Source organism: Pelovirga sp. C15f (assembly GCF_057178085.1).
On record NZ_JBXUCV010000011.1, the window covers coordinates 13572 to 32394 of the forward strand.

Genomic DNA, 18823 nt, shown 5'->3' on the forward strand with positions numbered 1-18823 from the left:
GATTATCTGGATGCTTTAAACGTCAAAGACTGTACTTACCAGATAACCAGTGTAAATGACGTAGCTGACCAACAACACCGCGCCCTCATAACGGTTAATACGGCCGGTTCCACGGAAACCAAAGCCGAGGATAAACAATGCAACCGTCAGGGCAACCATGACCAAAACATCCCGAGACAGGATTTCCGGCCCCACAACCAAGGGATGGACTATACCGGCAATGCCTACCACGGCCAGAGTGTTGAACAGATTAGACCCCAGGATGTTTCCCAGAGCGATCTCATGCTCGCCCTTGCGGGCGGCGATGATCGACGAGGCCAGCTCCGGCAGCGACGTGCCGACCGCGACGATAGTCAGACCGATAATCAGATCGCTGACACCGAAGCCATGGGCAATTGTTACAGCGCCCCAAACGAGAAGCCGGGAGCTGGCAATGAGCACCAACAAGCCAAGGGTCAGCCGAACAACCGCCTGGCGCAGTGGCATGACGTGGGCGTCCAGTTTTTCTGCCAGCTCTGCCCCGAGTGCATCATCTTTTTTCTGCATGCCCTGCCTGAAAGTCCAAATCATCAGACCGGCAAATATCCCCAACAGTACCAGAGCGTCGAGTCGGGTAATTTCGCCATCCCAAAGCTGCCATGCGGCCAGGATCGTGATGCCGGTGAGAATCGGCAATTCCTTCCTCAATACCTGCGAATGAACGGCGATGGGACTGATCAGCGCCGTCAGGCCGAGGATCAACGCAATGTTGGTGATGTTCGACCCATAGGCATTACCCAGAGCAATACCGGGATTTCCTTGCGCGGCCGAAATGACCGAAACCACCATTTCCGGCGCAGAAGTGCCGAAACCGATGATCGCCATGCCGATCAAAAGCGGCGGCATTCCAAAATGCCGTGCTGTTGCTGTTGATCCTGCCACAAAACGGTCGGCACTCCAGACTAAAAGCGCTAGTCCAAGAGCGACGGCAAAAAATGCTAAGGCCATTTAAGTGACACCTTCTGTAGGACGAATGACGACATGTGCCGCAATCTCCTTGATTATATAGATTTGCTGTCTGCGTGTGCAACTCCTGAAGATTTACATCATCTCAAACGGAATAATCAGTTTTGACATCGGTGGACGGTCAGAGCAGATAAGGAAGTTGCATGATCACAGCAAGCGGCTTCGCGAGCAAGGATTGCCCGCTTGCGCGATGGTCCCCAATGATAGCCGCCAATTTCTCCGTTTGCCCTGAGTACCCGGTGACAAGGTATCAGGTAGGCAATCGGATTGTGTCCGGCAGCGGTACCTACTGCCCGATGGGCGTTGGGGTGGCCGATTGCCTTAGCCAAAGAACCGTAGGAGACGGCATTCCCATCAGGAATGCTTAACAGGGCTTTCCAGACCTTGATCTGGAAATTTGTCCCTTTCAGCAGAACCTTAAGCGGAAACTGCAACTCACCGCGAGTTTGAGAAAAAATCTGCTTAACAATCTCCGTACCTGCACTCTGGTCCTCAACGAGCAGCGATTCCTGCCAGGTCGCCCGTAATTCATCCAGGGCTACCGATCTAGTTTCTGGTTCAACAAAAGCAAGGCTGCAGATTCCCCGAGGGGTGACAGCCAGCAAGCATTCGCCAAAAGGGGTGGCGTGAAACCCGTAGCTGATGAGCAGATTTTTCCCCTGCGCTTTGAACTCTCCCGGCGACATTGCCTCAACACTCACAAACAGATCATGTAAACGGCCCGGTCCGCTGAGTCCCACATCAAGGGCGGTATCAAGCACAGAAACGGAATCGTGCAAAAGCTTCTTGGCATGTTCAATGGTCAGATATTGCAGAAAGCGCTTAGGGCTGACGCCGGCCCAGGATTTAAACAAACGTTGAAAATGATAGGAACTCAAGCCGATGTGTTTTGCAACCTCGTCAAGAGATGGCTGCTCTAATGCATGTTCCACCAGATAAGCGATCGCCTGCTCAATGCGTCTATAGTCAGAGTTATCCATTGACTCTTCTCCATGACCGTCTTTGTAGGTTGTTTTCTGAATGTTATACAAAAAATCCTTATCATCATAATCGGCATCGTACTTCCTGGCCGTCGCGCTGACGGTTATACTTGAGAGGAATAGCGCAACGACGATCATCGTCCGATTAAAATCAGCTGTAAAGCTGGTGCCGGCAAAAGAATGTGATTGTTTTTTTCAGCCTGCTGAGGCAACCAGACAGTTCCCGCTGAACAGATTGTTTTCACTTTCCGGAACGTCACTTAAAATACCAACAATTCATTTTTATCAGGATTTCCATGGAACTGCTGCTTTACAACAGCATAGTGATGCCATCGGAGGAAAACCACCCGATTCTTGCTGGTCACCTTCCTTATTCCGTTCAGTACCATTCTGCCTGGTGGCATATTTATCGGAGAGCAATAAGCAGGTAAAAATTTAGACGGTATGGGACTGATTATCTTTGGCCCGGCCGCAATCGATGGGCGGCTCTTCTCATTTTCAAGCGGCAGAGGCTTCCCGCATCCACAGACAGTATGCCATCCCTGGAATCATCAATGTTGAAAGTCCCTGGTGAGTTTTGTCCGGCGACCGTTCACATTGCCTTGCTAAATGAAACGATGCGTCATTTCAGCGGTCCGGGTTTCAACATTTTCCAGGGTCACCTGGTGAGCAACCACAGCCCGTTCAGCATGGCCACGCAACATCCGGTCATCGAGGTCGGCAAGGCGAGAGAAGATGCCGGTTCGGCGACCCACCATGAAGAGCATCTGTTCTCGTGGCTGCATATTCAGAAAAGCCCTTATCGGGGCCGTCATCGCCGTGTGATCTTGGGGTAATTTTCCCTCCACCTCCTGAAACAGGTTGAGGATATGGTCGCTCTTGACGATACTGCCGATATCGTGAAGGTTATCTAAAAACAACAGCAACTCCTCCGCCTTCTGCTTGTCCCCCAGGGGCTTGAAGCGTCCGGCCTTTACGTCATTGTGAAGCTCAATCATCTCGGGGATCGCCAGCGTGCGAACGCGAATGAAATCGGGATCAATCCGGCTCAATGCAGCGGCGGATTCGAGAGCGTTTTCACGTGAGAGTTTTTCACCTCCTAAGCCGGGCATGAAGTACTCAGAAAGTTCGATGCCCGCCTTCTTCACCTTCTGTCCGGCAAGGATGTGGGTTTGCTTGTCGACACCTTTTCTGATCATATCGAGCACTTCATTACACGCCGACTCCATACCGACATGAATCCGGTTGAGTCCGACGGCGGCAAGGCGAGCCATGTCGCTATCGCTGATGCGGGCAATTGAATGAGAGCGGGCATAGGCTGTCACCCTCTCAACCTGAGGAAATGTTTGACGAAGATGTTCCAGGATGGCGACAAGATCATCAGGATTGATGATCAGGGTGTTAGCATCCTGAAGGAAGACGGACTTCATCCCGCAGCGCATCCAGGTCAAGGCCGAATGAAATGCCATCTGATCTGCAGCCGCAGCACCTCCCTGAAGAGTTGCAAGGTTGTTTCCGGTCGCCGAGACCCCGTTGCCGGCCTGGTTGATTTTATCGACGAAATAGCGCACCCGATCAATGTCCTTGCAGACATGATCTGCCGGGCGGATGCTGAACTGTTGCCCTTTGTAAAGTCCACAAAATGTACATTTGTTCCAGGGACAATTGCGCGTCACCCGCAGAAGCAGGCTGCCGGCTTCACTCGGCGGCCGAATCGGACCAAGCTCAAAGCCATGGTAGTTTTCGTTTATCTGGTTTTTCCAGGGCATCCAGGAGTTCCTGCTTTACCGGAAAGACCCGTCTGGCAGTCAAGGAAGGTCTTTCACATTCAAGAAGTGGTGATTGATTGGGACTGTCTGAATGAAACATATTTAAAAAGAAGAGCCATTAATATAAAATCTTTTACAGGCCCGATACGCAAGTTGCATGGTCGTGTTCAGGTTTAAATCCTATTCGCCCAGCATAATGCGAAGGATCTCTTTGTCGGTTTCACGCATACCGTCACGCCCCAGACGACCGATATTCTCTAGTGTATTTTCCACCCCTTCGGTGACAATGCCGTCACCTCCATAAAATTGCTGCCCCCTCTGAAACATCAGAAACCCCAAAATACCCGCGTCGACGGAAGAGGCGATTTTAGCTGCACAAGAAGGTTTTGCTCCGTCGCAAATAATCCCTGCGACGATCGCCAAGGCATTGACAATCGTATGGGCTACTTCCTCAAAACGGCCGCCGTGCAACCAGGCGATACCTGCCCCGGCGCCGCAGCCTGCGCTTACGGCACCGCAGAATGCCGAAAGGCGACCTATCCCGGTTTTTTGATGAATTGTAATCAGGTTTGAAACAAGCAGGGCGCGCAGCAGGGTATCGCGGTCGACCTGGAGTTTTCCGGCATATTCAATCACCGGAACGGAGGCGGTAATCCCCTGGTTTCCACTGCCTGAAACAATCATGACCGGCAGACTGCATCCACCCATCCTTGCATCTGAACCAGCAGCAGCTAACGCTTTTGCCCTGACTTTGACGTCATCGCCCCAGGCGTCCATTAGAACGGACCCGATATTGGCTCCCCAATCGCCTTTCAAACCCTCAGTGGCGATCTCCATATTGTAGTCGATCTGCTGCTGCAACAACTCCTCGACATCCTTGAGATCAACTGACTCGGCGAAATCGAGAATGTCTCGGACATTCAGGGTTGAGCGATCAGCCAGTTCGGGAATGTCTACTTCAGCGCAATCCTGATCACTGTAAATGACTTCATCATCCTTGGTAATACGAACAATATTCGTGTGGTAGTGAGAAATCTGAACACTGGCTTGAGACGTCCCGGAAAAAACGGTAACTATCAAATCAAAGGGCAAATTGCTGTTTATTTCAACGACTTTTATCTCTTTATTATGCAGAAACTCTATTATTCTTTTTCGGCCTGAATCATCAATCGATGAAATGACTTCCAGGATTTTTTCTGCCTGCCCGGCAACGACCCCTGCGGCAACAGATGTCTCAATTCCCTTGAGGTTGCCCGTATTGGGAACAATGACACTCTTTGCATTTTTTATAATATTTCTACTGACTTCGATCATGACCCGGTCAGGCTGGGTACCCAGAACATCACGTGCTCGGGCTGAGGCGTAGGCAATAGCAATCGGTTCGGTGCAGCCCATTGCGGGAATCAGCTCCTCGCGCAGGATATCAAGATAGGTTTGATAGCGTTTGTCATTTGAATTCATATGTTCACCTTGCCGCGAACAACAGTACATTGTATCCAGTGCTGCAGTGTAGTAGGCATGAAAGCGATCTCAGGTCTTCTGATCGCTTGAGCTGCGCTTAAGATGTGCGTCAGCTCAAGCGATCCCGAGACAAGCCCCTTGATCGGGATGGTCTTATGATTACCTCAGCGTTGTCATTTTTGCAAGGAAGGAGACGGCCATGGCGGCCGGGCTTAAACAAAAACTGTCTCCGAAAAAAGTCGGCGCAAAGATGTCAATACGGACAGTGGCTGCATTTTTTCAAAGAAGTTCTGCTCAGAACAAGTAAACTTATACACATGCGCTGGTTTTCCGGCTCAGGCGGATGGAGAAAAGATGGCTTGTCGGCTGGAGACCATTGAATAGACGTGTATTTTCAGGGGGATGATGTGCAGCACGAATTCACAACAAAATCCTTGTCGACTTTCACCACCAGGGGCCTGACCAAGGTCTACGGCGAAGGAGCGGCAGCGGTGCATGCCTTACGTGGTGTCGATCTGGACATCCCTGCCGGGGAGATGGTCGTCCTGCTCGGACCCTCCGGCAGCGGCAAATCGACGCTGTTGAATATCATCGGTGGTCTGGATCGGGGCACCGAAGGGACGGTTTATTTTCAGGACAAGGAGCTGAGCGCCATGAGCGATGTCCAGCTCACCCGTTACCGGCGCGAGCATGTCGGCTTTGTCTTTCAATTCTACAATCTGATGCCGAGTCTCACTGCCCGCGAAAATGTCGAGCTGGTCACCGAAATTGCCAACAATCCGCTCGACCCGGTCGAGGCCCTTGCGCTGGTAGGACTGCGCGCGCGGGCCGATCACTTTCCTTCCCAATTGTCGGGAGGGGAACAGCAGCGGGTCGCCATTGCCCGAGCGATCGCCAAGCAGCCGACGGTGCTGTTCTGCGACGAACCGACGGGCGCCCTTGACAGCACCACCGGGCGTAGCGTGCTCAAGGTGCTCAAAGACATTAATGAGCAGCTTGGTGCGACGGTGCTGATCGTCACCCATGCGGCGGCGACCGCCGCCATGGCCGACCGAGTGATTCATTTCGCCGACGGAGCGATCCGCCAAGTCGTCGAAAATCAAACCAAGGACAACCCGGAGGATATCGAATGGTGAGCCGCAGATGACTCCTTTGAATCGCAAGCTGCTGCGCGATCTCTGGCGCATCAAGGGACAGGCTGTCGCTATCGGCGCGGTCATTGCCGTCGGTGTGCTGTTGCAGGTGATGCAATCCGGCCTGATCACCTCGCTTGACGAAACCCGGCGGGCCTACTACGAACGCTACCGCTTCGCCGAGGTGTTCGCACCGGTCAATCGCGCTCCCGAACAGCTCATCGCCAATCTCGCGACCATTGCCGGAGTAGCCGCCGCCCAAGGACGGGTGACCGGTGGTGCCCTGATCGACCTGCCCGGTCGGGATCTGCCGTTGCAGGCGCAAGCGGTCTCACTCCCCGACTTTGGTGAACCTCGACTGAACGAGATCTACCTCACCGAGGGGCGCCAATTGGAGGGCGACCATCCTGACGAAATCCTGCTGCTGCAGGGTTTCGCTACGGCGCACGGACTGCGACCCGGCGACCAGATCGCCGCGACCATGAACGGTGCACGGCGCAATCTGCGCATCGTCGGCCTGGCCATGGCTCCGGAGTTCCTCTACACAACGGCACCCGGAGAACTGATCTCCGATGACTCCCGTTTCGGCGTCATCTGGATGAATCGCACGGCGCTGGCCGCCGCCTACGACATGGAAGGAGCCTTTAACGAAGCATTGCTGTCGCTTGGTCCCAATGCTCAGTTGCTGGCCATACTGAATGCCGTGGACCGACTGCTGGAAGCATACGGTGGTCGCGGTGCTTACGGCCGAGAAGATCAGGCCTCCAACCGTTTCGTCAGCGAAGAAATCGATGGTCTGCGCGCCACCAGCGCCAGTGTGCCGCCGATCTTTCTCGCTGTGGCCGCATTCCTGCTCTACATTGTCATCTCGCGGATGGTCCAGGCCGAACGGGAAGAAATCGGGTTGATGAAGGCTTTCGGTTACAGCAGCCTGGAAGTTGGTGTGCACTACTTCAAACTGGTTCTTGCCATCGCCGTCGGCGGCGCTTTGGCAGGTTGCCTGCTGGGGATCGCCAGTGGCCGGGCTTTGGTGGATATCTATCTGCTGTACTTCAAGTTTCCCTTTCTGGTTTTCCAACTTGATCCGGCGTCTTTCGTGATCGGTTTTCTGGTCAGCGTCGGCTCGGCATCGGCGGGTGGCCTGCTGGTTCTTCACCGTGTTTTTGCGCTCACTCCCGCGGCTGCCATGCGTCCTCCGGTGCCTCCGGACTACAGCCGAAGCGGGCAAATCGGCATGGCCTTGAACCGCATGCTCGATCAGCCCAGCCGCATGGTCCTGCGCCGTCTGACCCGGCAGCCTGGGCGCATGGCGGGCGCGCTGATCGGCATCGCAGCCGGCATGGCTTTGTCGGTGGCGATGATCGGCATTATGGTGGGCTTCGAGCGGATGATTGAATTGACCTTCAACGTTGTCGATCATAGCGACCTGACCATCAGCTTTAACGAGGCGGTTTCCGACAAGGTGATCTTCGAACTGCAACGGCTGCCCGGGGTGCTCGAGGTGGAACCGGTGCGCGTTGTGCCGGTTATACTGCGCAACGGGTTGCGAAGCCACCGAGGCGCAATCAATGGCCTGGTTGAGTCGCCGCGCCTTAACCGCGCCGTGGACAATGACCTGGCGACGATCCAGCTGGACGAAGGGGGGATCGTGCTGGCCAAGGCACTGGCGGATATCCTCGCAGTGAGTCCCGGTGATCTGTTGACGGTTGAGGTTCGCGAGGGGCGGCGTCCGACCCTCTTCATCCCGGTTGTCGGCGTCGCCAATACCCTTTTAGGGGCGCCTGCCTATATGCAACGGGAATCACTGAACCGCGTCCTGAAAGAGCCGAACCGTGTTTCTGCCGCGTACTTACGTATCGACAGCGACCAGAGCGGTGCGATTTACCGTACCCTCAAGGAAATACCGGCAGTGGCCGGGGTCAGTTTGAAAAGCGATACCCGCGCGGCGTTGCAGAAACAAATGGATACCGGGGCCGGGGCGATGCGCTATATCATGGCAGCCATTGCCGGGGTGATCACCTTCGGTATCGTCTATAACGCCGCCCGGATCGCTTATGCCGAACGGGCGCGGGATCTGGCAAGCCTGCGGGTGATCGGCTTTAGCAACGGTGAAGCGGCATTTGTACTGCTGGGTGAACTGGCGGTCGTTACCCTGTTGGCGTTGCCGGTCGGTGCGTTGTTTGGATACCTTCTGTCTTACGCGATCGCCGCAGGGTTCAGCACCGACCTGTATCAGATCCCCGCTACCGTCTCGGCACAAAGCTATGCCGGCGCGGCAGTCGCGGTCCTTGCTGCGGCAGCGGTCTCAGGCTGGCTGGTGAAGCGCGACATGGACCGGGCGGAATTGGTCTCCGCCCTTAAAACACGGGAGTAGTTGGAATGGCGAAGAAAATATCCAGAACATATCTTACTCTGGGAGTACTCCTGCTGCTCGTTGTGGCCCTGGCTCTGGCCTTCCGGCCCCAGCCGCTGGCGGTGGATATCGGTGGTGTGGAGCGTGGTTCCATGCTGGTCTCGATCGACGAAGAAGGGCGCACCCGGGTCCGGGACGCCTATATTGTCTCAACGCCGGTCACCGGCCGATTGCTCCGGGTCGATGCCCTGCCCGGTGATCAGGTGATTGCCGGCAAGAGTATTGTTGCAGTGATGCTGCCGGCCAGGCCGACCCCGCTTGATGCCCGTAGCCGCGCTCAAGCCGACGCCGAGGTGGCCGCTGCTGAAGCGGCGTTGCGACTGGCTCACGCCGAGCGCAGCCAGGCTACTGCCAACCAAAAGCTAGCTGCGACAGAACTGAAACGAACCAGGAACCTGCGCGAATCCAACCTTGAAAGTCAGGCCACACTGGACCGGGCGATCCGTCAGGCACGGATCGCCGAAGCCGCGCTCACCTCTGCGCAGGCGGTAATCACCGAGCGCCAGGCGAATCTTGCCAACGCCCGTGCCCGGCTGATGGAAATTGACGGTCAAACTTCGGTTGATAGTGATTTGGCAAAGGCAATCAACCTCTATGCGCCAAGCAATGGTCAGGTGCTTCGGGTCATGCAGGAAAGTGAAGCAACGCTGGCCGCCGGAACGGCGGTATTGGAGATAGGCAACATCGATCACGATCTCGAAGTCGTTGTCGAACTCCTGTCTTCCGATGCGGTGCAGGTTGCTCCGGATGACAAGGTGATCTTTTCGGCCTGGGGAGGTCAGGAGAACTTAAACGGTGTCGTTATCCGCGTCGATCCCTGGGGCTTTACCAAGGTCTCCGCCCTCGGAGTTGAGGAGCAGCGGGTCAACGCTGTAATCCGCTTTACTGACCCGCAGGAGTCGCGACGAAAGCTTGGTCACGGCTTTCGTGTTGAAGCACAAATCATCATCTGGCAAAAAGAAGATGCCATATTGGTTCCCTCCAGCGCGCTGTTTCGTGATGGCAAGCAATGGAGCGTGTTTGTCGTTGATAGCGGCACCGCAACCATCCGGACAATCGAGATCGGAAAAAACAACGGCATCACAGCTCAGGTGCTGAAGGGTCTGGAGGAGGGAGAACAAGTTGTTCTTTACCCTGCAGCGGAACTCACCGATGGGGTAAAAGTTTCCCAGCGTAAGATTGTTCGGTAGTCCCTTCACGGATTCATGCCGGAACCTTGTTGCGCTGGCGCCATTGTTTCAGCCCACAGAGAAAGGGCGGGTAAAGCCCCTCAAAGCTGGCGACTGTGGTTCCGGCAAAGCGGTTAGGAGTGGTGGCACAAAGGATCAGCACGCTGTGCAACTTTTGGCCGTGATAGAAGGGTTTGGCAAAGTAGGAACGGATACCCGCCGGCACAAACAGTGCCCAGTCGATGGCCTTGATACTGTCATGGGTATCGTCAACGATGAGGTTTTCGAGCCCGAACTGGAGGATGTTCTCGGCGATCGTGCCCTCGTAGGGGAATACCTTGCCCTGCGGCAAGCTGGACAGTGGAACCCCGCAGCTGTAGACCACCACCTGGTTTTTACGGACGTGGATGTCGGAAAAGATAATGGCATCAAATAGCGGCTCAGACTGGCTTTCAAACAGCAGTTGCAGCACCTTGTCGATGCGGTTGATGCCGCGCATCTCCTGCTGTAGCTGCTGGGCCGGCACCGCCTTCTGGGAGGGTGCCGGGACGGATGCAGAAGCCGTCCTCCGGCGAATATCATCAACGACCGTGGACAGTTCCAGCAGATGACCGGCCATGAAGCCGTCGTCCTGCAGGCTGCGGCGGCCGGACAGCTTGAACCAGAGAATCCGGCCACCGGCGCCCAGCGCCCGAAACAGTAACGTCCCCCCTTCCCCCCGCCGCAGCTTCTGCATCAGCTCATCCAGCGCCGTGCGGTCCTCCGGATGAATAAACCGGTCGCGATAATCCCGATTTTTCAGCAGCTGCGGCACATCCAGCCCAAGACCCGGCTGTGCCTGCCAGTTAAGGAATTCGATACGGGAGCGGGCGACCTCGATCCGCCACAGCAAGGCCGGCAAGGCGCCCAGGCTCTCCTGCAGATCCGTTATCGCTATTATCTCACCACCGGTTTCCGATCCATTCATGCTGACTCCTGTGTGCAAAACTGCTGCTTCTAATTAATTGGTAGAACCAAAAAAGTTCTATATTTCAGTTGACTATGCTCTATTTTACGGTTAAATATGAATAAATCAAGTTTAAACAATTCAACACTGAAATTGGTAGAACCATTATGGATATTGGCGAACCCCATTGCGGACAGGAACGACGGCTTGAGACACACCTCCGGCAACGGATCGCCGCCGGTGTCTGGCTGCCGGGGCAGCGTCTGCCGGCAGAACGGCAGCTGGCGGTAGAGTTCGGCGTCAGTCGCAACACCCTGCGCAGTACCCTGCGGCGGCTGGAGGGGCTGGGGGTGGTCGCTATCCGCAAGGGCAGTGGTTGCTATCTGCTGTCGGCAGAACCCTGCAGGGTGGAGGCGGATACTCCGACAGAATCTTTCAGCAAGCTGATGTCACGCTTCGAGGCCGCCTACCTGTTCCTGCCGGAAGTAGTTGCCCTTGCCGCTCAGCGGATTACGGCAGCGCATCAGCGGCGACTGGAGCAGTGCACTGCTGAGCTGGGGCAGGCCATCGTGCACAAGGATCGGGACGGTATCAAACACCGCACCCGCGACTTTTTTCACATCATCGCTGCTGCCACCGGCAATCCGGTCATCAGTGAGATCGTCACTCCCTTTTGCGCCAGTTCCTCCGTTATGTTCCCTGATTTTTTCGCCTTCAACGAGATTGAGCGCGACAAGATGTTCGCCGATATCGTCCACATCCTGCGTGCCCTTAAGCGTCATGACAGCGCTGAGGCGATGGCGAGCCTGCGGCGCAAGGTCGTCAATACCTGCATCGCCTTTGCCGAACTCAAACAGATCCCCCTGTCGCCGATCATAGCGGCTGCACATACAGGGACAATGCAGTAAGGAGTTGCTATGCCACAGAACCTGTCGCGCAAGGAATTTTTCCGCCACATGGGACAGGGAACGGTACGGCTGGCATTCCAGCTGTGGCCGGCGCTGGCTGCCGGTGAACCCTCTCCACCCAGCCTGCCGGATCCGCTGTTAGCCGACCTGCCGCTGGCTCTGCTGGCGGACGAGGCGCAACGCCTGGGGTTGGATCCACAGGGTGACCCGGAGGAATTGGCGCGGGCCATTCGCCAGCGCATGCAGCAGCAGGCAGGCTAGATTTCTTACCAAACGGAGGGGCAGAGGTGAAGCCGGGCGCCAGTGTCGGCTTTCACAAGCGCGGCAATTTGCCGAAGGAGTGTGTCTATGGAAAGGTTTGGCGCGGGGTTCCTGGAGGAACGCAAGTTGGTCAAACGCTGGACTGGGCCGTTTCCCGCCCTGGTCAGCCTGTTACTGCTGCTGGCAGTGTTCTACGCCACCTGGTGGATATTTCAGGATCCACGCGGGTTGATGCGCATGTATACCCCCTATGTCGGTTACATGTATTGTCGCTGGTGGCTGATCATGATGATCTGGATGGTCTATCTGTTCAACTACTGGCCCTTCCGCCGCAACTGGCTGGAAACAGCCCATCCCCTGGTAAAGGGCACGGTGTTGACGCTGGTATCTGTCGGCATCATGCTGCTGCTGATCAAGGGCTTTTTCGAAGGCTTTCTCGGCAACTACGGGCTGGCCTACTTCAACCCGGAGCAACTCGAAAAGCTTCCCGGCATCACCAGCTTCTTCGCTATTGAATATGCCAGTCTGGCCATCCTGATGTTCGCCGCCATCGCCTCCTGGCTGTCGCCGGCCTGGGTGGTGGCCCTGGAAGAGGCGCCTTGGGCCAAGATGCCGCAGCCGGTGAAAGGCTTCTCCATCTTGACGATAACCTTCTTTTTCTCCACCCTCATCTACTTCGTCACCATGCATCCGCACATGGGTATCCTCTATCACCCGTGGCAATACTTTACTTCAATTGCTCCCCCTTACTGGGAAGAGTTTGCTGACACCGTCTCAGGTAACTTCCATGTCAGCTGGATCATGTGCTGTACGGTGGTGGTGTGGCTGGTGGAGACTATCTGGGAGCGTTATCCCTTCAGCCTTATCAAGCATGACTGGACCCGACGACTGGCCTGTTTCTTTGGCATCATCGGCATCGCTCTGGCAATCCATTTCTTTCTTTATTTCGCCCAGGAACTGGTCTGGGGCGAAGCTATCCGCGGCACCCGCCGTGACGCCGCTCCCGACTGGCGTTGGCTGCACGTGGGCGAAATGGCTATTTTCTTCCTGGTACCGGCCCTGTTTCTCAACTTCTATTGCGGCAATTGGCCGCGCAAGTTCAGCCTGCCGGTGAACGTAGCGGTAAGGACCCTGATCACCCTGGTGGCGAGCGTGGCATTGTACGTCATTTACTACAAGGTCTCGCACCTGTTCCTCGGTACCCAGAAGGGTTTCTCCCATCCCCAGCAGTTCCCGATGATCCCGATGATCTGGCTGGTCAACCTGATGCTGGTTCATCACTGGTTCATGGATAACTGGCCCGGCTGGAAGATGGTGCCGAAGACAGCTGAAGAACTCGCGGCTGAACATAGCGCTCATCAGGAGCAGATTGAAGGAATCAAGCCGACGCCCACATTCGGTCTCGGACTCGGTGCAGGCACGGTGATGGGAGTTGTGTTCTTCTTTGTTACCGTCTGGGCGTTGCCATATTTCTAGCAATCGATCGATCCGATCAAATAGCCGCAACTCAGGAGATAATATCATGTCTGAAAAAATCAAACGCCGTGATTTTCTTAAAGGAGCGACAACCGGTATCGGCCTTGGCATGCTCGGTGCCATGGGGGTCTACTCCTATTCACCCCTTAGAAAAAAACACTTCACTGAAACTGTCAGGAAGATGACTGATATTGGTGTCTGCAAAAGCGTCAAGGTAACCAATGTCAGCGAAACCAGCTGGTTTGAAAATTCCGTTCTGATGGGTGACATCAAGGGAGCGGGTGGCTTGCTGGTCAATCAGTACGATTACAACTGGCCGCCTTTCGGCAACGGCAAGGGGCTGGGAAAAGGCAGCTACCAGGAGGGCATAGATAAAATCAAGCACCTGCTGCCTGACAGGGTTGATGAGGCCTGGGACATTTGTGTTAAAAACTGTGTGTCTCCAGAAAATGCCGGTGGCTTTGCCGCGCTGATCGAAGTTGAAGAAATGTCCGGGGAAAAGCGTAAATTCTTACTCGATACCGGCTGGAGCTATGCCTGGACCCACGAATGCTTCAAACGTGAAGGGATCGACAAGATGCTGCTCAATCGGGAGATTGAAGCCTTGTTCATCTCTCACGAACACTTCGATCACTTCTGGGGTCTGCCGGTCACCCTCAAATATGACCCGACCATCACCATCTATATTCCTGAAGGGTTTTACTCGGAAGGATTGCAGTACATCAAGGACTGTGGTCATACAGGTCAAGTTGTCACCCTCCCGACAGGGTTGAATCCACACATTCCCGGTATGGCGACATTTGTTTTCGATATCCCGATTATCTGCCGGGTTTACGGTGAGCAATCGATGTATTTTAACGTTGCCGACAAAGGCCTGGTCAGCGTCACCGGTTGTTGTCACCAGGGGATCATTCAGTTTGCCGAAACCGCCTACAAAGAAATCAAATATGAAAATGACAATTTTCACGGAATCTATGGCGGCCTCCACATTTCACCATTCGACGACTGGGACCCGAAGTATGACGATCTGGTAATTTCCCTGCGCAACTATGATTTTGATCGCATTGGTTGCAACCATTGCACCGGGGTTTTGTGTGCCAAGAAGTTTATCTCGCAAGGGTACCCCGTCATTGAAGGGACAGCTCAAAACCGCTCGAAAGATAAGGCTTATTTAGGCAATGGCGATGTCATAACATTCGGGTAACCTGAACAAATTGCCGTTTGCAAGTGAACTGTCGGGCTGTCCTTGCTGGACAGCCCGACAGCGCGCCACAGGATGATGAGGCCGAAAACCATGTTAAGAAGACTGAACACCATTCTGCCACCGGCCGTCCTTGCTGATGCGGAGCAGGTCACCGAAAAACTGCTGCCTGTCATTATGTTACGCTCCAATTTCATTCCGGGCGTCCGACAGCGCCTGGGCTGGCGCGGAGTGAAAGAATGTCCGGATAATGGCTTTAGTGTCAAAATCGCCGCGCAGGAGGGCGTTTTTGGGCTCAATTTTGTAGGAGCAGCGCTACAGCACGGCCAGAGTCCTGCCACCTTCGACCTCTATTATTTCCCTTCACCAGAAGAGGAGTATCTGGAATCCTTTTCTGTCGCGGCCTGCATCGCAGCCCTGCACCCAGACTACCTGCATCATGTCCGCGAATTTACAAGCCATGAAACTTTAAAAGTTCTTTTCCACATCGGCCAGCTTAACCTTACATTTCACTCACAAAAAAAAGCCGTAGAGCTTTCACTTGTGGCGGCAGATCAACTAACCCTGGTCAGTGCCGATGGTGTGATCATTACCAAAGAAAACCGGCAGGTGCAGGTCATTGAACCCGGCGAGGCTGATCAGGATCTTGCTGCCTTCTCCCTTGCCCTCAGTTTTTTCAGGGTCATCGCCGCTTCGTTCAGTTTCTGCCTTGAAGAGGCGCCAGGACACCTGCAACGCAGTTATGGGACCGGCCATCAGCATATCTACCATCATAATCAGCGACTCCAACAGGAACACCATCCAGATCTTAAAGTGATTAGCCTCGCATTAACCTGGGGGGCCGATAGCTCCTTTTCAGCCCCTGAGCGGGGCGCCTTACAAACCGATATGCTGTGGCATTCATCCATGGATAAACCCCTTGAGTATGCAGATGAAGCCTGGTGGCAAGTACAGGTGCCCGGAGCCCGCTTCAGTGTCGATAAAAATTCAATGGGCATCACTGAGCGTCCAAAATTAATCATACTGACCGGATTTCTCGGATCAGGCAAAACCAGTTTCCTGAATCACTTCATCGAAAACCAGACCGCGCGCAACGCTTTCGTTGCAATCGTTCAAAATGAAATTGGAGCCAAAAGTTTTGATACCCACCTGATTGGTCAGCATTACGCTGTAACTGAAATGGACGAGGGATGTATCTGCTGCACCCTGTCCGGGAGTTTGAAGCTGGCCCTGTCAGAAATGATTTCCGGTTTTCAACCTGACTTTGTCGTTGTAGAAACAACCGGGCTGGCTAATCCGGCCAATTTTTTAAGTGAAGTGTCCGAACTGGAGGATCAACTCGAATTCTGCTCGATCACAACCGTCATTGATGCCACGCAAGGAGTGGCAACCTTGGAAAAGTATGGCGTTGCCAGAGAACAGGTTATCCTTGCAGATGTGATCTTGTTGAACAAGACGGCCGGCGTCACGGCGGCTGAGCTCAAAAGGCTGACAGAATACATCCAAAGACTAAATCCCTGCGTGGCTATTCATCAGGGTAACCATGGTAATTTTTCAGCTCCCCAGCTTTATGGTGTCAACCTGACTGGCAATAGCCAGCTGGAAGACAGTCTAAAACTGATCAGCACAACAAAACACCATATTCATGGCACTCAAAATATCTCCACCATTTTGGTCGAACTGAAATCTCCCCTGGAGAAGGAGCTGTTCCTGGCAAGCGCGACAAATTTGTCAGAGAAAGTCCTCAGGATGAAGGGCGTCATGCAATTCACAGACGACCAAGATCGCTACTATTATCAATATGTACCGGGATCTCACAGCCTGACCCCGACAACTGAAGAACTCCCTGGGGGGAATTTTCTGGTCATCATCGGTGAGGACATTGAAAAAAGCGCGCAGCCACTACTGGCAATGACAACAGCCTGATCGATACGGCTTACCAGCAACCTGTAAACAAACAGGTAATAGAAATAATTGATCATCATCATTATTGGTTCAGAAGGCTCAATAACAACACCAATTGGAGGAAAAACAGCATGAAAACTTTCTTAACAAGCCTGGTCATATGTCTATTTTTAGCGGGTTGCAGTAATTCCGTTACCCCGGAAATGAAAGAATTTATGGGAGCTCTGAACTCAAAAGAAAAGATTGCAATGGTTGTGAACAAGTATTCTTCGGCACCGGGAATCGTACCTGAAGCCTTGCAAACCTGTAATCTGGGGGCGTCAAAAATCACCAACACGGATAAAAAAAATGGGACGATTCTCTATACAGCTGAAGTGATGGTTGAAAGCTGTGAAAAATCTGAGACAGCGGCTGGAACCGTCAGGACCTTTGACGTGGGCTGGAAAGACGGCAAGATTGTTTCTTTTGAGTGGAAAGGACCAAAAAGCGGCAAGGTTGAGTATTAACATCGGACCAACATCGGTTTGTTTTGTCACCTTGATGCCGGAAAAGGTTCAGCCTCTCACGAACTTTCTGCTGCAGAGCGGGACAGACATCCTTTAGTAAACATTCCTCACTATGAGGATTGTAGCTAAGCCCTATGCTTCAACCAACGACGGCTCAACCTCTATCCAGGGTTGAGCCGTCATTATTTCATCATGAAAGATAACAGGAATATTCATCATACCCTGTGGGCGTTGCACGTGAGTGCGATTGCTGTCTACGGCAAGCCTTAGCGGGTGAACCGCACTTTGAGTCCGGGCACATCCAGCCCGGAAATCCGGGTTTCCCAGGTTTCACCAATCTTCACCGGCAGTGCGGTAGTGATTGTTCCGGTTGTAACAAGTTCGCCGGCCTGCAGGGTGGAAGACTCCGGCTGGTGATTAAGCACCTGTTGCAGATAAGCAACTGCTGTCGCCGGGCATCCAAGGACATTGCAGCCTTCTCCCGTTTCGCGCAAGTCTCCCTGCGCATAAAGGGCGACGGAAAAGGTTTTAAGCCTCTCTATCAATCCGGAGCCCAGATCGGCGACATTACAGGGAGGACCGATCAGCAGGGTGCCATGCAGAACATCGTCAGCGACCACATCAGCAGCTGAAAATTCCCAATTGGGATAATGAGACTGAACAATCTCGAAAGCATGGGCGACCCAGTCAACACAGGCAAGAATTGCCGCCGGATCGTCAGTCACCGGCGGGGTACGGTGGAAATGCAGAACCAGTTCCGGTTCAATCTTCGGCTCGGTGAATCCACCAAGAGAGCACTCTGCCTCCGCGGTGTCGATATAGGCAACCGTGGTTTGATACAAAGGCGCCCATAAAGGCTGATCAACGCCGTAGCGCGCCCACATGGCCGGATTGGTGAACCCGATTTTGCGGCCAACCATCATCGCTCCCTGATCAAGGCGCCGCTGATGGTGAATTCGGGCTACGCCATAGGCAGCCTCAAGATCGAAGGTGGGATAACGGGCAGAAAATGAATCGATTTGCCGTACAGCAGTTTGCGCGGCTGAAATGTCGGCAGCAATCTGCTGCAATTGGATATCCGGTATCATGATAACGTCTCTGGAGTTGGTGGCAAAATCAGTAGTAAAGGTGGACAAATTATCAGGGTTTAAAGCATGACAGATCTGAAAAAGCTTTTGCCCCGGCACATGCATCAATCACACTGAGTACATACCATGGCACCTGAAGCAAGTGCAACTCAGTAGGTTTTTACTTAATGACCCCTTAAAATATTCTGAGGTGCCATCAGAGAAAGTACAGGATTGCCCATCTCCCCTGCTGGTGACATAAATAAAATATCTTCCTAGAAAACCCCATATAAAGACTTTATACAGTTAATTTTCTTATACATGACAGACAGTTAGCTATTATAGCCGGGAATTGGCGCGCATTCTGTTAGCCCTTCCTGTATATTTTACCTATATATCTCCAGGGAATAAGAATGCATCACAGGCCTCCCCTGCCAGCTTTCATAAAAGTTTTTTCTCAATAGATTCGTGTGGTTAAAGATTATTGCGGAGAAGCTTCCGAAGATTGGCACGCTCCCTGCTTTATAGCATGTCAACAATACGGCATGCTGATCTTCAGCTGCTCTTTATAGGAGGACACCATGAAAACCACGTTACGTAATACCCTGATCGCCCTGTTGACC

At 53.7% G+C, this 18823-nt stretch carries 15 protein-coding genes; 9 read left to right on the forward strand and 6 right to left on the reverse strand.

What is annotated here, in order from left to right; all coding sequences use genetic code 11:
* Positions 1–15: 15 nt before the first annotated feature.
* The 4 genes from AC1931_RS15025 to AC1931_RS15040 all read right to left on the reverse strand — a co-directional run bounded on the left by AC1931_RS15025 (position 16) and on the right by AC1931_RS15040 (position 5215).
* The gene (locus tag AC1931_RS15025; RefSeq protein ID WP_483878097.1) at positions 16–987 is read right to left on the reverse strand and encodes a calcium/sodium antiporter; all 972 of its coding nucleotides are present in this window, start codon (positions 985–987) and stop codon (positions 16–18) included.
* A 116-nt stretch (positions 988–1103) separates the two neighbouring features.
* Positions 1104–1985 carry a methylated-DNA--[protein]-cysteine S-methyltransferase gene (locus AC1931_RS15030; RefSeq protein ID WP_483878098.1) on the reverse strand — a complete coding sequence of 294 codons (882 nt, stop codon included), beginning with the start codon at positions 1983–1985 and terminating at the stop codon, positions 1104–1106.
* A 605-nt stretch (positions 1986–2590) separates the two neighbouring features.
* Positions 2591–3754 (reverse strand): radical SAM protein, encoded by a 1164-nt coding sequence (locus AC1931_RS15035; RefSeq protein ID WP_483878099.1) that lies wholly within the window; start codon positions 3752–3754, stop codon positions 2591–2593.
* Between the two features lie 180 nt (positions 3755–3934).
* Positions 3935–5215 carry an L-cysteine desulfidase family protein gene (locus tag AC1931_RS15040; protein WP_483878100.1) on the reverse strand — a complete coding sequence of 427 codons (1281 nt, stop codon included), beginning with the start codon at positions 5213–5215 and terminating at the stop codon, positions 3935–3937.
* Positions 5216–5622: 407 nt separating this feature from the next.
* On the opposite strand from AC1931_RS15040, the gene AC1931_RS15045 reads away from it, so the two are divergent.
* From AC1931_RS15045 to AC1931_RS15055, 3 genes are read left to right on the forward strand one after another with little or no spacing between them, the layout of a single operon-like run.
* Positions 5623–6351, forward strand: a complete 729-nt coding sequence (locus tag AC1931_RS15045) for an ABC transporter ATP-binding protein (RefSeq protein ID WP_483878101.1) — start codon at positions 5623–5625, stop codon at positions 6349–6351.
* A 7-nt stretch (positions 6352–6358) separates the two neighbouring features.
* Positions 6359–8722 (forward strand): ABC transporter permease, encoded by a 2364-nt coding sequence (locus AC1931_RS15050; protein WP_483878102.1) that lies wholly within the window; start codon positions 6359–6361, stop codon positions 8720–8722.
* Between the two features lie 5 nt (positions 8723–8727).
* A complete protein-coding gene (locus AC1931_RS15055) occupies positions 8728–9951 on the forward strand; it encodes an efflux RND transporter periplasmic adaptor subunit (RefSeq protein WP_483878103.1) in 1224 nt (407 codons plus the stop codon).
* A 13-nt stretch (positions 9952–9964) separates the two neighbouring features.
* Here AC1931_RS15055 and AC1931_RS15060 read toward each other — a convergent pair whose 3' ends face one another.
* Entirely contained in the window at positions 9965–10897 is a 933-nt protein-coding gene (locus tag AC1931_RS15060) for a PAS domain-containing protein (RefSeq protein WP_483878104.1), read from the reverse strand.
* Positions 10898–11043: 146 nt separating this feature from the next.
* Between AC1931_RS15060 and AC1931_RS15065 the strand changes: the two genes are divergently transcribed.
* The 6 genes from AC1931_RS15065 to AC1931_RS15090 all read left to right on the forward strand — a co-directional run bounded on the left by AC1931_RS15065 (position 11044) and on the right by AC1931_RS15090 (position 17133).
* On the forward strand, positions 11044–11784 hold the full coding sequence (locus AC1931_RS15065) for a FadR/GntR family transcriptional regulator (RefSeq protein ID WP_483878105.1): 741 nt from the start codon (positions 11044–11046) through the stop codon (positions 11782–11784).
* Between the two features lie 9 nt (positions 11785–11793).
* Positions 11794–12045: a hypothetical protein gene (locus AC1931_RS15070; RefSeq protein ID WP_483878106.1), complete on the forward strand. Its 252-nt coding sequence runs from the start codon at positions 11794–11796 to the stop codon at positions 12043–12045.
* Between the two features lie 87 nt (positions 12046–12132).
* Positions 12133–13521 (forward strand): hypothetical protein, encoded by a 1389-nt coding sequence (locus AC1931_RS15075; RefSeq protein WP_483878107.1) that lies wholly within the window; start codon positions 12133–12135, stop codon positions 13519–13521.
* Between the two features lie 46 nt (positions 13522–13567).
* Positions 13568–14725 (forward strand): MBL fold metallo-hydrolase, encoded by a 1158-nt coding sequence (locus AC1931_RS15080; protein WP_483878108.1) that lies wholly within the window; start codon positions 13568–13570, stop codon positions 14723–14725.
* 90 nt (positions 14726–14815) lie between these two features.
* On the forward strand, positions 14816–16648 hold the full coding sequence (locus tag AC1931_RS15085; RefSeq protein ID WP_483878109.1) for a CobW family GTP-binding protein: 1833 nt from the start codon (positions 14816–14818) through the stop codon (positions 16646–16648).
* Between the two features lie 110 nt (positions 16649–16758).
* Positions 16759–17133, forward strand: a complete 375-nt coding sequence (locus tag AC1931_RS15090) for a hypothetical protein (RefSeq protein ID WP_483878110.1) — start codon at positions 16759–16761, stop codon at positions 17131–17133.
* 266 nt (positions 17134–17399) lie between these two features.
* On the opposite strand, the gene AC1931_RS15095 is transcribed toward AC1931_RS15090, so the two are convergent.
* Positions 17400–18221: a 2-keto-4-pentenoate hydratase gene (locus AC1931_RS15095; protein ID WP_483878111.1), complete on the reverse strand. Its 822-nt coding sequence runs from the start codon at positions 18219–18221 to the stop codon at positions 17400–17402.
* Positions 18222–18823: the final 602 nt, after the last annotated feature.

Excerpts from the sequence above, each read along its gene's own strand:
- AC1931_RS15095 (WP_483878111.1), bottom strand. The coding sequence starts at position 18,221 with ATGATACCGGATATCCAATTGCAGCAGATTGCTGCCGACATTTCAGCC.
- AC1931_RS15030 (WP_483878098.1), bottom strand. The coding sequence starts at position 1,985 with ATGGATAACTCTGACTATAGACGCATTGAGCAGGCGATCGCTTATCTG.
- AC1931_RS15075 (WP_483878107.1), top strand. The coding sequence starts at position 12,133 with ATGGAAAGGTTTGGCGCGGGGTTCCTGGAGGAACGCAAGTTGGTCAAA.
- AC1931_RS15050 (WP_483878102.1), top strand. The coding sequence starts at position 6,359 with ATGACTCCTTTGAATCGCAAGCTGCTGCGCGATCTCTGGCGCATCAAG.
- AC1931_RS15070 (WP_483878106.1), top strand. The coding sequence starts at position 11,794 with ATGCCACAGAACCTGTCGCGCAAGGAATTTTTCCGCCACATGGGACAG.
- AC1931_RS15090 (WP_483878110.1), top strand. The coding sequence starts at position 16,759 with ATGAAAACTTTCTTAACAAGCCTGGTCATATGTCTATTTTTAGCGGGT.
- AC1931_RS15035 (WP_483878099.1), bottom strand. The coding sequence starts at position 3,754 with ATGCCCTGGAAAAACCAGATAAACGAAAACTACCATGGCTTTGAGCTT.
- AC1931_RS15080 (WP_483878108.1), top strand. The coding sequence starts at position 13,568 with ATGTCTGAAAAAATCAAACGCCGTGATTTTCTTAAAGGAGCGACAACC.
- AC1931_RS15065 (WP_483878105.1), top strand. The coding sequence starts at position 11,044 with ATGGATATTGGCGAACCCCATTGCGGACAGGAACGACGGCTTGAGACA.
- AC1931_RS15055 (WP_483878103.1), top strand. The coding sequence starts at position 8,728 with ATGGCGAAGAAAATATCCAGAACATATCTTACTCTGGGAGTACTCCTG.
- AC1931_RS15060 (WP_483878104.1), bottom strand. The coding sequence starts at position 10,897 with ATGAATGGATCGGAAACCGGTGGTGAGATAATAGCGATAACGGATCTG.
- AC1931_RS15040 (WP_483878100.1), bottom strand. The coding sequence starts at position 5,215 with ATGAATTCAAATGACAAACGCTATCAAACCTATCTTGATATCCTGCGC.
- AC1931_RS15025 (WP_483878097.1), bottom strand. The coding sequence starts at position 987 with ATGGCCTTAGCATTTTTTGCCGTCGCTCTTGGACTAGCGCTTTTAGTC.
- AC1931_RS15085 (WP_483878109.1), top strand. The coding sequence starts at position 14,816 with ATGTTAAGAAGACTGAACACCATTCTGCCACCGGCCGTCCTTGCTGAT.